The following is a 12,532-nucleotide window of genomic DNA, read 5'->3' as shown; positions in this document are numbered from 1 at the left end:
CCTAGCGTCCTGGCGTCGAAAAGCGGGCGACGGCGGCTTCTGCCGGCGCAATCGCATCCGGTGTGCCAACGGTAATCCAGTGGCCGGAAAGCATCAGGCCGTGTAGCCGCCCCGCGGCAATGGCTTTGTCGAAGCTAGCATTCAGCCCGAAAGGTCCTTCTGGCGCCCCGTCCAGAAGCTTCGGTGCGAGCACGAAAGCGCCGGCGTAAACCACAGGGTTGGGCAACCCGTCCTTGTAGCGCGTCAGCCGGCCATCTTCTCCAAGTGAAAAGTCGAGCTTTCCATTGTGGCCGGTCGTATCCTCATTGCGGACGACCAGCATGGCAATGTCCATGCGCTCAGGCTCGAAGAATCCGGCTAAACGAGACAGATTGCTGGCCTCACCGTCTCTCTCGCCGACCCAGAAGAGATCGGCATTCATCACGTAAAGCGGCTTGCGCGGCAGGAGTGCCATGCCCTTCACAAGGCCGCCGCCCGAGTCCATCAGTTTGTCGCGTTCATCCGAGACAAGAACATTGGGCTTTTTTCGGCGCGCCAGATGCGCTTCCATCTGATCCGCCAGATGGTGGACATTGACGACTGCCTCTTCAACGCCCGCTTCCGCCAGCGCATCGAGCACGTAGTCGATCATCGGCTTGCCGGCGATCGGCACCAGCGGTTTGGGCGTCGTATCGGTGATGGGGCGAAGTCTTGTGCCGAGGCCGGCCGCAAGCACCATCGCGGTGTCGATCTTCATACGGGAAAGCCCTGCTTACGCGCCCTGCTTATGCAGGAACTGATTCGCGCGTCAGGATTCCAGCCTCCAGACACCAATTGCGCAAGGGGGCAAGCGCCTCATGTTCGAAGGCGACCTCCAGATGCCACAGCGTGCGCGGCATATGCTGCATGTAGCCGGCCATGTTGTCGCGCTTCAGCAAACGCACCCAGAGCCCGTTCAGGCGGCAGGCGCGCTGTGCCGACATGATCGACCAGTTCTTGAGGAAGGCCTTGCGATCGAAGGGACCGGCAGCCTCGCGCGCCTGCATGTAGGTTTCCATCAGATCGTCCATCAGCGGCCGCTCCACGGTGACGCGCGCATCCTGCACCAGCGAGACGACGTCGTAAGCAGAGGGGCCGATAATCGCATCCTGGAAATCGATCATGCCGATCTTGCGGAAGCCCTCGCGCTCCGGCAGCCAGAGCAGGTTCGGCGAATGATAGTCGCGCATGACGAGGTGCGTCTCGCCGGACAGCGCCTCATCGATCAGCCCGCTCCAGATAGAGAGATATTCCTCGCGCTCTGCCGCGGTCGCCTGTTCGCCGTTCCTCCTCCACGGAATATGCCAGTCGAGCAGCAGTTCGACTTCATAGAGCAGGGCAGCCTTGTCGAAGGCAGGAACCTGATGGACCGATTGGTTGTCGATGGGCAGATCGCGCGCAATGGGAAGCTGGTGGTACTCGGCAAGGCAAAGAACGGCTTCGTGATAGCGTTCCGCAATCGGCTTACGCTCGCCGTCGATCACGCCCTCGTTGCCGAGGTCTTCGACCAGAAGAATGCCCTGTTCCTGATCCGCCTCGTAGATCTCCGGTGCCGACAGCCCGATGCCGCGCAGATAGCGGTCAACGGCGATGAAGGGCCGCACGTCTTCGGCGAGATGCACGAGTTGCGAATAGGTCTTGCCGTCACGAATGACCGGCCCGTTCGAGCGCGCGGGTGAATCCATCAGCACGACACCGCGACCGTCGGCAGTCTGGATACGCTCATAAGCGCGGAACGACGAATCGCCCGTGAGGAAACTGCGGCGCGCTTCGGCATATCCGCGCGCATCGAGAAAGGCGCGGATGTCGAGGACGCGCCTGACCCTTGCCAGCCGCTTTTCCGGCCCCGTAATGGTCACCCGTCGGCCGGCGCCCTCATTCTCGAACGTGATCCGCAGCAGGTCTTCGGGCAGCCGGTTGCCCGCAAGGTCCGGCCATTCAACGAGGCAGACGCCGGTCTCCAGGATTTCGTCAAAGCCGAGTTCGTCCAGTTCGCTGGAATCGGCGATTCGGTAGAGGTCAAAATGTCCGACCGGAAATCGTAGATCGTAGACCTGTACAAGCGTGAATGTTGGGCTCGGCACTTCCAGCGAGGTATCATTCGCCAAGGCTCGCAGCGTGGCACGGGCGAGCGTCGATTTGCCTGCCCCGAGATCGCCCTCCAGCGCTACGCAAAGTCCAGGCACCAGTGCCAGTGCCAGATCTTCGCCAAAACGGAGCGTCGCGGCCTCGTCCCTGAGATGAAGAGAAAGCGTCTCCATGTGCATCACTCGGCGGCGGCGATCGAGCCGATGTCTGGCAGGATCTTGGACGGGATGCGGCAGGTGACTTCGGTTCCGCGGCCTTCGACAGAATCGATGGTAACCTGGCCACCATGCAAGGTGACGAAGCAATCGACGATGGCAAGACCGAGCCCTGCGCCGCTGCCCTTCCCGTGTGATTCGAAGCGGTTGAAGACGGTGTCGAGAATATCCTTCGGGATACCCGGACCGTCATCGGAAACCTTGAAGACGAAGTCGTTGCCGTCACGCCAGCATTTCAGCCGGATCGTGCTGTGCTCGGGTGCGAAGTTGGCGGCATTGGTCAGGAGCTTGAGGAGAATCTGCTTCAGCCGCTGCCGGTCCGCGTTGATCGCGCCCAGCCCTGCCGGTGCGGTGATCTGCAGGGTGATGTTCATTTCCTGCATGCGTCCGGCAATCTGCTGCGCCACGTCGTCGAGGAAGCCATCGAGCGCGATCGGCGCGAAGTCGAGCTGCATGATGCCCGCATCGACGGTCGCGAGGTCGAGAATGTCGTTCACGATGGTGAGCAGGATCGAGGAGGAGGCCGAGATATGCTCGACATATTCCGCCTGCCGCTCGTTGAGCGTGCCAAGCGCGGGCGTCTTCAGGAGATCGGTAAAGCCGATGATATTGGTCAGCGGCGAGCGCAGTTCATAGGAGACGTGCTGGACAAAGTCGTTCTTGATTTCGTCGGCCTTCTGCAGCGCGGCGTTCTTTTCCGTGAGCGCCCGCTCGGCCAGAACGCTGTCCGTCATGTCGACGAAGGTCAACATCGTCTGCGCATTCGGCAGCGGCGTGACGGCATAGTCGAGCACCAGGCCGGTATTGAGTTCCAGCGTGCCGCTGAGATTGGAGCGCTCGTCTTCGAAGCTGGTGATGATCTGGCCGAAGCGCCGCCAGCCATCGGCCTGACCATAGGCCGCCGTGCAGGCGGTCTCAACCGAGCGGATGTGTGTGCCGGGCTTGGCGTCGCCCTCACCAAGGCCCCAGAGCTTGCGGAAGGCCGGGTTGGAAATCCGGATCTTTCCATCCGGGCCGAACACCGCCACGCCCTCAGCGAGGTGGTTGATCGTCTCTTCCTGCACCTTGACCAGCGAATTGTAGAGCGTTTCGAGGTTGACCTTCTCGGTCAGGTTCTCGAACACCCACGTCGCACCGCCCTGCGGCAGGGCGTTGGCGAAGACGCGCAGCGTCTGGCCATTGGGCAGATACCAGATGTCCGTCTGTGTTTCGACGGCGCGGTAGACGTTCAGCGCATGTTCGCGCCAGGATTTCCAGTTGAGCTGTTCCGGCAGGCGGCCCTTGGCCCGCAGGCGGTCGAGCAGGGCGCCGTTGTCCGGACGCGATTCAAGGAAGACCAGATCGAGTTCCCAAAGCTGCTGGAAGGCCTGATTGTAGAACTGCAGCCGCTGGTCCTTGTCGAAGATCGCAACCGGCGTGCCGAGATGATCGAGGATTTCCGCATGGCTCTTCAGCGTGCGCTTCAGCTCTTCCCGCAGTGCCTCTTGCGCCGTCGTGTCGATCGCCATGCCGGCAGAGCCGCCGCGGCTCTTCACATCGAAGACTTCGTAGAAGGCGCGTTCGCCCCGAACGACAGTCGAGACTTTGTCGTGAAAGGGCGAGTCCGGTGTCAGCGTTGCGCGGATCTTTTCACGCGCCACGGTCGGCAACAGTTCCCGGCCTTCGCGCACGGCTTCGTCGCGCGTTTTGGCTTCGACTGCGCCGCTATAGGCCTCGTTGACCCAGTTCAGCCGGCCTTCCGTGTTGCGCTGCCAGACGGGCATGTCGATCGTGTCGAGTAGCGCCTGGAAGGAGGCGATCGTGGCCGCCAGCCGGTCGCGCTCGATCTGCAGTTCGGCGAGTTCGGCGCGCAGACTGTTAAGTGCCACAAAGCGCACAAAGGAGCGTCCGCCGGTCACACGGCCCTGCGCCTCGATGGCTTCGCCGCGCTGGCTCTCGACAACAAGGTCAAACGGCGCGCCTAGGCCGCGTAGCTTGTCGATGGCATTTTCAATCTCGGATGCCGAACGGGGGCTCAGCCAGCGGCCAAAGGCGATGAAGTCACGGTCCTGCACCGGCGCGCCGGTTTCGAGCGGCAACTGCCCGATAACTTCGATCTGCCCCGAAAGCCCGTCCCAGATGACGATGCGGCGGTTCTTGTCGGCAATCAGCGCCTGATAGCTGGAAATCTTCTGGCTGGCTTCTGAGAGTGCGCTGCGGATCTCACGGCTTTCAGCCTCGGCCGTATTACGGCGGCGGGCGTTCCAGAAAGAGGAGATGAAGGCTGCGGAGAGAATGCCGGCGAGGATCGCCGCACCGGCAATGCCGCCCGTGGTGTAAAGCGACCCGACCGAGGGCGAAGCGGCAAGAACGTCGCTCGCCGTCAACGCGGTCGTCGCGGTCATCAAGATATGAATTCTTTTCAAGGAGCTGTTCTTCTTGGGCGAACCGGATGTCTGTCCCGAAATCATGTCCGGTTTTTCTCCATGCAGGTCATGTGAGAGGCCGAAGCGGCCATTCCGGGCGCAGCCTGCCACGAAGAACTTGTGCGAAGGCTGCGCGGAACGCCTTGAGAAGCGGCCTCGCAAAGCAGTCAAAACTGTCGAATCAGTGCCGGTGACATTACTTCCTTCGGGAATCGCCATAAAGCGAAATGCCCAAAAAAGAGCCGCCGGCAGGTTATCCTGCCGGCGGCGTCCATATCTTGTGGTGGCGACTGATTATTATCAGTAGCGGTAGTGTTCCGACTTGAACGGGCCTGTCTGGCCGACGCCGATATAGGCGGCCTGTTCTTCCGAAAGCTCCGTCAGCTTCGCATTGAGCTTGGCGAGATGCAGGCGGGCAACCTTTTCGTCCAGGTGCTTGGGCAACACGTAGACGTCGTTCTTGTAGTTCTCACCGCGGGTGAAAAGCTCGATCTGGGCGAGAACCTGATTCGTGAACGAAGCCGACATCACGAAAGACGGATGGCCCGTCGCGTTGCCGAGGTTGAGCAGGCGGCCTTCCGAGAGAAGGATCATGCGGTTGCCCTTCGGGAACTCGACGATATCCACCTGCGGCTTGACGTTGGTCCACTTCAGGTTACGCAGTGCTGCGACCTGAATTTCGTTGTCGAAATGACCGATATTGCCGACGATGGCCATGTCCTTCATCTCGCGCATATGCTCGATGCGGATGACGTCCTTGTTGCCGGTCGTGGTGATGAAGATGTCGGCCGAGGAAACGACGTCTTCGAGCTGAACGACTTCGAAACCGTCCATGGCAGCCTGAAGTGCGCAGATCGGGTCGACTTCCGTGACCTTGACGCGGGCGCCTGCGCCCTGGAGAGAAGCGGCCGAGCCCTTGCCCACGTCGCCGTAACCGCAGACGACGGCGACCTTGCCGGCCATCATCACGTCGGTGCCGCGGCGGATGCCGTCAACCAGCGATTCCTTGCAGCCATACTTGTTGTCGAACTTCGACTTGGTGACGCTATCATTGACGTTGATCGCCGGGAAGGGCAGCAGGCCCTTCTTGGCAAGCTGATAGAGACGGTTGACGCCCGTGGTTGTTTCTTCCGTCACTCCCTTGATGGCGTCGCGCTGCTTCGTGAACCAGCCCGGCGACGCCTGGAGACGCTTCTTGATCTGTGCGAAGAGGATTTCTTCTTCTTCCGAACCGGGGTTCGACAGCACGTTCTCGCCGGCTTCAGCGCGGGCGCCGAGCAGAATATACATGGTGGCGTCGCCGCCGTCGTCGAGGATCATGTTGGACACGCCGCCGTCGGTCCACTGGAAGATCATGTCCGTGTAGGTCCAGTATTCATAGAGCGTTTCGCCCTTCTTGGCGAAGACCGGGATGCCGGCAGCGGCGATGGCTGCTGCAGCATGGTCCTGCGTCGAGAAGATGTTGCACGAGGCCCAACGCACTTCCGCGCCCAGCTTCACCAGCGTTTCGATCAGAACGGCGGTCTGGATCGTCATGTGCAGCGAGCCGGTGATGCGCGCACCCTTCAGCGGCTTCGTCGTGCCGAATTCCTCGCGCGCAGCCATCAGGCCCGGCATTTCGGTTTCGGCAATTTGGATTTCCTTGCGTCCGAAATCGGCAAGGTTGATGTCGGTCACGATATAGTCGTTGGCTTTGCTCATCGAATTCTCCAGATCCGGCGGAAACAGGGCTCAAAACAAAAACGCCCAACGGACGCAATGCCGGTCATTGGCGTCCGAGAAATGGATATGCGCTATCTACCAGCGATGGGTCGTTTTGGCAATCAGGATATAAAGAAGTCTTTATGTCTTTATATCACAGGATGAATCAAGCGTTAGGAATGGCCATCGAAGGCCTTTCATCCTGCCAACTTCAACGAAAGGAATTTCAGGCTTCTTCGCCAAACTTGTCGGCGATCAGGGCTGCGATGGCCTCAAGGGCAGCATCGGCTTCCGCGCCGTCTGCTTCCACCATGATGGTGCAGCCAGGGCTCGCTGCCAGCATCATCAGGCCCATGATGGAGGTGCCCCCGACCGACATACCGTCCTTCGAAACGGTAATCTTTGCGTCGAAACCATCGACGGTCTGAACGAATTTGGCAGATGCGCGGGCATGCAGGCCGCGCTTGTTGATGATCAGAAGCTCGCGAGAAACGGACACCTTGAGGTCTTGCTCCTGATTTCAGAGGTTACTTGCTGGCAAGCACGCTGCTCGCGACGTTGATATATTTGCGTCCGGCTTCGGAGGAATCCGTGAGCGCCTTCTGCATGTTGTTCTCGCCGCGAATTCCGGCAAGTTTGATCAGCATGGGAAGATTGACGCCTGCAATGACTTCGACACGCCCAGCTGACATGACCGAGATGGCGAGATTGGAAGGGGTGCCGCCGAACATGTCAGTCAGGATTATGACGCCGTGGCCTTCATCTGCGCGGGTGACCGAATCAAGGATATCCTGCCGACGCTGATCCATATCGTCTTCGGGCCCGATGCAAACTGTTTCAAGCTGCTTTTGCGGCCCGACCACATGTTCGAGGGCATGACGAAATTCTTCAGCCAGCTTGCCATGGGTGACAAGCACAAGTCCGATCATGTCGCAGTTTGCTCCATTGCACAGTCCAGAGGCACGCGCTTTATCGCATTGCAATAATAACGTCCACCGGCAAGGTGGCCATCATGGCGAGGAAATTTCGAAGTGCAAGCGCAAAATAGGCTCCGCAAAGGGGCTGAAACGGTTGAAATCACGCTCTTGCAGCCGCAATGCGAAGCAATTGGTCCAGAATTTCGGATGAAGGATTGGGCAGACGCAACAAAGGTAAAGCCCCTGCTCCGTCGATGTAAAACTTCTCGCTTTCGGGGGGCAGGCGGTCTGATTTGCTGACATCGATCGGCTGCACGGCGAAATCCATCACGGCTGCCGAAATCGCCGGAACCTCCACGATTTCCGCACCGCGTATTTCCGCGCGCCCTGCAATCGTGTCAATCGCTTCTGCAATCATCTTTCCCGACCTCACGGATATCAACACCTGATCGTCTCCGACGAAGGCCGCGAAGAATCCGCGCGCCTGCGCCTGCGCCAGACAGGCGAGCGCGCATGACGTCTTGCCGCTTCCCGATGGCCCGACGAACAGGAACCCTTGCGTGCCGATCACGATGGCAGTCGCATGGAGGTTCCGGGAGGCTTTGTTCATGCTTCGGTAAAGGCGGGCAGGGTGAGGATGAAACGCGCACCGGCGGGTTTTTCACCATCGCTGGACGGCAGGTTTTCGGCACGAAGAGTACCCTGATGCGCCTCGGCGATCTGCCGGCTGATCGAAAGGCCAAGGCCCGAATTCTGGCCGAAATCCTCGCCGTCTGGCCGGTCAGTATAGAAACGCTCGAAGATGCGTTCGATGTCTTCCGCCTGAATGCCGGGTCCGTTGTCCTCGACAATGACAATGCATTGATGACGGTTGCGCGTCAGCTTGACATGGATGGTGCCTTTTTCCGGCGGAACGAAGGAGCGCGCGTTTTCGATCAGATTGGTAATGATCTGGCCGAGGCGCAGGTCGTGGCCCGGAACGCGGAACCCGGCTTTCGCTCCCTTGGCAGTCCGGTCGATTTGCAGGTCGATCGTTACGGGCTTCTTGGCGCTGCGGATTTCACGTGAAATGGTGACAAGGTCGCCGAGCAGCTTTTCAAGATCGACCTCGCGCTGGTCCACACGCGCCAGTTCAGCGTCCAGACGTGAGGCGTCCGAGATATCGCTGATGAGGCGATCGAGGCGGCGAACGTCATGCTGGATGATATCCATCAAACGCTGCTTCGACGTATCGGTCTTGGCAAGGGGCAGAGTCTCGACGGCGCTTCTGAGCGATGTCAGCGGGTTCTTCAACTCGTGGCTCACGTCTGCGGCGAATTGCTCGATGGCGTCGATGCGGTCATAGAGCGCATTCGTCATGCCGCGCAGCGCAATCGAAAGATTGCCGATCTCGTCCTGCCGGTCCGAAAAATCGGGAATTTCCGCGCGCTCCTTGCCGCGACGCACCCGAATGGCCGCCGCCGAGAGACGTCGAAGCGGCGTGGCTATGGTCGAGGAGAGAAGCAGCGATACGATAACGTTGACCAGAGTTGCCACACCGAAGACGCGCAGGATGGCGAATCGTTCGGCGTGCACAATCTTGTCGATGTCGCCGGCCTGCGTCGAAAGCAGCAGAACGCCGAGCACGGCGCGGAAGCGCTGTACGGGAACGGCGACCGACACGATCAGTTCGCCGTCGTCGGTGATGCGCACCACGGCCCCGCGCACGCCGGTCAGCGCATTCATGACTTCAGGATAGATCGAGCCATCGCCGCCGGGCGATTCCTTGTAGACGGGCAGGTCGCTCTGCTGCAGCAGCCGGTTGAAGAAATTGGCGACCCGATCCGTCCAGGTCACCGGCTCACCCTGCAGCGGCGGCAGATCGAAGCGCAACACCTGCGCCCCGGTATAGAGATGCTTCGAATCGAGGATCAGGTTGGCATCGGCATCATAGATGCGCGCGCGCGTTCGCGTCGGCGAGATGAGGCGGCGCAGCACGGGCGCGACGCGCTGCGGCACAATCGGAAATTCCAGATCCTCGTCGTTCGGAACCGGCGTGATGCTCTGGCCGGCCTGCAGTTCCAGAAGCTTCTGCGGATCGATGGTGATCGAGTTGGTGTCGACGGAGGCGGAGGCGGCGATGGCGCCCGAAATGATTTCGCCCTGCGTCAACAGGCTTTCGACGCGTGCGTCGATCAGGCCTTCGCGAAACTGGTTGAGATAGAGAATACCACCCACGAGCACGATGAGAGCGGTGAAATTGAAGAAGAGAATGCGCCGCGTCAGGCTCGAAAACACCGCATGGCGCAGAATGCGGCGGATGCGCGGGAACGGCCAGAAGCGTACGCGGCCGCCGCGACGCCTGTCTGCGGCATCCACCGTATCTTCCAAGCCGTTATCGAGAGTGTTATCCGCCAATTCTGCTGTCCGCGTCGCCCTGGTGCGACACGCGGAGCGCGCGCTTTCTGCTGGCCCCGCGTTTCATATCCTGTTTGTCTCAGATCGGTGGTTCAGGCGGCTTCGCGGAACCTGTATCCGACGCCATAGAGCGTCTCGATCATGTCGAATTCCGTGTCGACCATCTTGAACTTCTTGCGCAGCCGCTTGATGTGGCTGTCGATCGTCCGGTCATCGACATATACCTGTTCGTCATAGGCCGCGTCCATAAGCGAATCGCGGCTTTTCACCACGCCCGGACGCTGCGCCAGCGAATGAAGGATGAGGAATTCGGTGACCGTCAGCGTCACCGGCTCGCCCTTCCAGGTGCAGGTGTGGCGCTCCTGGTCCATGATGAGCTGCCCGCGTTCCAGCGAGCGCGACGGCGCAGTTGCAGCTGCGCCCGGCTTTGGGTTGGCGCCAGCGATCGCAGCGGCCTCACGGCTGGCGGCGCGGCGAAGCACGGCCTTGACGCGTTCGACGAGAAGGCGCTGCGAGAAGGGCTTGGTGATAAAATCGTCGGCGCCCATCTTGAGGCCGAAAAGTTCGTCGATCTCTTCATCCTTCGAGGTGAGGAAGATGACGGGCAGGTCCGATTTCTGGCGCAGGCGGCGCAGCAGCTCCATGCCGTCCATGCGCGGCATCTTGATGTCGAAGATCGCAAGCTGCGGCGGTCGGGCGAGAAGTCCCTCCAGCGCGGATGCGCCGTCGGTATAGGTCTCGACCTTGTAACCTTCGGCTTCGAGGGCGATCGAAACAGACGTCAGGATGTTCCGGTCATCGTCCACGAGTGCAATCGTCAGCATAAGCATTCATCTCCTTCGGAATCGCGCGGCGCGAGAGGCTTAACATTGAGCTACAGCCTTTGAGTCGGCTCGCTTCATGAGGATAAAGGTGGAACAAATTGTGGCAAGCGCAAATAGCGGGTCGCTGCCGGCAAATTTTACCGGCCAGTCAAAATACGGTTCGGCGCTGGATATTCAAACGATTTAAAAAATCGGAATAAAAATTAAATCGATTAATATATTGATATCATTGTAAAATTGCACTTTTTGCTGATTGTCTTTTTAAAAAACTCTGCCTATGTTCCCGCTCATCGACGGTGCAATGAGTTAGAAAAGGATTTTGCACGATGGAGGAGCTCGGCATTCGCAACCAGGCCAACAGCCTGGCAAAGATCGGCTTCAGGAATCTGGCGACGGTTCGCTATAACTTTCTGGAAGCCTCCCTTTACGAAGAAGCCATCCGCAATGGCGAAGCCACCCTGACGGCCGATGGTGCACTGCGCGCCATGACCGGCCAGCACACGGGCCGCTCCGCCAAGGACAAGTTTGTCGTCCGCGATGCCAAGACCGACGGCCAGATCTGGTGGGACAACAACAAGCCCCTGTCGCCGGTGCATTTTGAAGTCCTTTACAACGACATGCTGCAGTTCGCTGAGGGCAAGTCGCTCTACGTTCAGGATCTCATTGGTGGCGCCGATGCCGCCAATGCGCTGCCGACCCGCGTCGTCACGGAATATGCCTGGCACTCGCTCTTCATTCGCAACCTTCTGATCCGTCCGGACCAGTCGACGCTCGAAGGTTTCCTGCCGAAGCTGACGATCATCAACCTGCCGTCCTTCCGCGCCAATCCGGAGCGTCACGGCTGCCGCACCGAGACCGTCATTGCCTGCGATCTCGAAAACGGCGTGGTTCTCATTGGCGGGACGTCCTATGCTGGCGAAATCAAGAAGTCGGTCTTCACGGCGCTGAACTACCTGCTGCCGGCAAAGAGCGTCATGCCGATGCACTGCTCGGCAAACGTTGGTCCCGCTGGCGACACGGCCGTGTTCTTCGGCCTCTCCGGCACCGGCAAGACCACGCTCTCGGCCGATCCGAGCCGCACGCTCATCGGCGACGACGAGCATGGCTGGGGCGAAGACGGCGTCTTCAACTTCGAAGGTGGCTGCTACGCCAAGACCATTCGCCTGTCGGCGGAAGCCGAGCCGGAAATCTATGCCGCCTCGCGCCGCTTCGGCACGGTTCTGGAAAACGTCGCTCTCGATGACGCGCGCGTTCCGAACTTCGACGATGCATCGGCTACGGAAAACACCCGCAGCGCCTATCCGCTGCACTTCATCCCGAACGCTTCCGATACGGGTCGTGCGGGTCAGCCGAAGAACATTATCATGCTGACGGCGGATGCGTTCGGCGTGCTGCCGCCGATTGCCAAGCTGACGCCCGAACAGGCCATGTACCACTTCCTCTCCGGCTATACCGCCAAGGTTGCCGGCACGGAAAAGGGCGTGACCGAGCCGGAAGCCACCTTCTCGACCTGCTTCGGCGCACCGTTCATGCCGCGTCATCCTTCTGCATACGGCAATCTGCTGAAGGACCTGATCGCCAAGCATGGCGTCAATTGCTGGCTTGTCTCCACCGGTTGGACCGGCGGCGCATACGGCACCGGCAAGCGCATGCCGATCAAGGCGACCCGCGCGCTCCTGACGGCGGCTCTCGATGGCTCGCTGAACAATGTCGAGTTCCGCGTCGATCCGAATTTCGGTTTCCGCGTTCCGGTAGCCGTTGAAGGCGTCGACACGAATATCCTCGACCCGCGTTCAACCTGGGCCGATGGCGCTGCCTATGACGCCCAGGCTCGCAAGCTGGTCGACATGTTCGTCGCCAACTTCGCCAAGTTCGAAAATCATGTCGATGGCAGCGTTCGTGACGCCGCTCCCGGCACCCGTCTGGCGGCTGAATAAGCCAGAGGACCACAGACGGATTTAACGGAA

The 12,532-nt window shown here is 60.1% G+C and carries 10 protein-coding genes; 1 reads left to right on the top strand and 9 read right to left on the bottom strand.

Annotated elements, in window-relative coordinates; genetic code table 11:
* Position 1: 1 nt before the first annotated feature.
* The 9 genes from ABID16_RS22150 to ABID16_RS22110 form a co-directional block, all read right to left on the bottom strand.
* On the bottom strand, positions 2 to 736 hold the full coding sequence (locus tag ABID16_RS22150) for a nucleotidyltransferase family protein (RefSeq protein WP_354558552.1): 735 nt from the start codon (positions 734 to 736) through the stop codon (positions 2 to 4).
* Positions 737 to 764: 28 nt separating this feature from the next.
* Positions 765 to 2,279 (bottom strand): tRNA (adenosine(37)-N6)-threonylcarbamoyltransferase complex ATPase subunit type 1 TsaE, encoded by a 1,515-nt coding sequence (gene tsaE, locus ABID16_RS22145; RefSeq protein WP_435532464.1) that lies wholly within the window; start codon positions 2,277 to 2,279, stop codon positions 765 to 767.
* 5 nt (positions 2,280 to 2,284) lie between these two features.
* Positions 2,285 to 4,771, bottom strand: a complete 2,487-nt coding sequence (locus tag ABID16_RS22140) for a sensor histidine kinase (protein ID WP_435532463.1) — start codon at positions 4,769 to 4,771, stop codon at positions 2,285 to 2,287.
* A gap of 255 nt (positions 4,772 to 5,026) precedes the next feature.
* Positions 5,027 to 6,427: an adenosylhomocysteinase gene (gene ahcY, locus ABID16_RS22135; protein ID WP_354558549.1), complete on the bottom strand. Its 1,401-nt coding sequence runs from the start codon at positions 6,425 to 6,427 to the stop codon at positions 5,027 to 5,029.
* Positions 6,428 to 6,653: 226 nt separating this feature from the next.
* Entirely contained in the window at positions 6,654 to 6,926 is a 273-nt protein-coding gene (locus ABID16_RS22130; RefSeq protein WP_354558548.1) for an HPr family phosphocarrier protein, read from the bottom strand.
* Between the two features lie 28 nt (positions 6,927 to 6,954).
* The gene (locus tag ABID16_RS22125) at positions 6,955 to 7,356 is read right to left on the bottom strand and encodes a PTS sugar transporter subunit IIA (RefSeq protein ID WP_354558547.1); all 402 of its coding nucleotides are present in this window, start codon (positions 7,354 to 7,356) and stop codon (positions 6,955 to 6,957) included.
* A 148-nt stretch (positions 7,357 to 7,504) separates the two neighbouring features.
* Positions 7,505 to 7,762, bottom strand: coding sequence for a hypothetical protein (locus ABID16_RS22120; RefSeq protein ID WP_354558546.1), 258 nt, complete (start codon positions 7,760 to 7,762; stop codon positions 7,505 to 7,507).
* Between the two features lie 188 nt (positions 7,763 to 7,950).
* The gene (locus ABID16_RS22115) at positions 7,951 to 9,714 is read right to left on the bottom strand and encodes a sensor histidine kinase (protein WP_435532466.1); all 1,764 of its coding nucleotides are present in this window, start codon (positions 9,712 to 9,714) and stop codon (positions 7,951 to 7,953) included.
* A gap of 119 nt (positions 9,715 to 9,833) precedes the next feature.
* Positions 9,834 to 10,565, bottom strand: a complete 732-nt coding sequence (locus tag ABID16_RS22110) for a response regulator transcription factor (RefSeq protein ID WP_230829920.1) — start codon at positions 10,563 to 10,565, stop codon at positions 9,834 to 9,836.
* Between the two features lie 326 nt (positions 10,566 to 10,891).
* On the opposite strand from ABID16_RS22110, the gene ABID16_RS22105 reads away from it, so the two are divergent.
* A complete protein-coding gene (locus ABID16_RS22105; protein WP_354558545.1) occupies positions 10,892 to 12,502 on the top strand; it encodes a phosphoenolpyruvate carboxykinase in 1,611 nt (536 codons plus the stop codon).
* The last annotated feature ends 30 nt before the right edge of the window (positions 12,503 to 12,532 follow it).

This window comes from Limnomicrobium aquaticum (assembly GCF_040545545.1).
Classification (GTDB): Bacteria; Pseudomonadota; Alphaproteobacteria; order Rhizobiales; family Rhizobiaceae; genus Ensifer_A; species Ensifer_A aquaticum.
Note: the sequence above shows the minus strand (reverse complement) of the source record. Positions and strands in the feature narration are given on the sequence as shown.

Excerpts from the sequence above, each read along its gene's own strand:
- ABID16_RS22120 (WP_354558546.1), bottom strand. The coding sequence starts at position 7,762 with ATGATTGCAGAAGCGATTGACACGATTGCAGGGCGCGCGGAAATACGC.
- ABID16_RS22110 (WP_230829920.1), bottom strand. The coding sequence starts at position 10,565 with ATGCTGACGATTGCACTCGTGGACGATGACCGGAACATCCTGACGTCT.
- ahcY (WP_354558549.1), bottom strand. The coding sequence starts at position 6,427 with ATGAGCAAAGCCAACGACTATATCGTGACCGACATCAACCTTGCCGAT.
- ABID16_RS22150 (WP_354558552.1), bottom strand. The coding sequence starts at position 736 with ATGAAGATCGACACCGCGATGGTGCTTGCGGCCGGCCTCGGCACAAGA.
- tsaE (WP_435532464.1), bottom strand. The coding sequence starts at position 2,279 with ATGGAGACGCTTTCTCTTCATCTCAGGGACGAGGCCGCGACGCTCCGT.
- ABID16_RS22105 (WP_354558545.1), top strand. The coding sequence starts at position 10,892 with ATGGAGGAGCTCGGCATTCGCAACCAGGCCAACAGCCTGGCAAAGATC.
- ABID16_RS22125 (WP_354558547.1), bottom strand. The coding sequence starts at position 7,356 with ATGATCGGACTTGTGCTTGTCACCCATGGCAAGCTGGCTGAAGAATTT.
- ABID16_RS22140 (WP_435532463.1), bottom strand. The coding sequence starts at position 4,771 with ATGATTTCGGGACAGACATCCGGTTCGCCCAAGAAGAACAGCTCCTTG.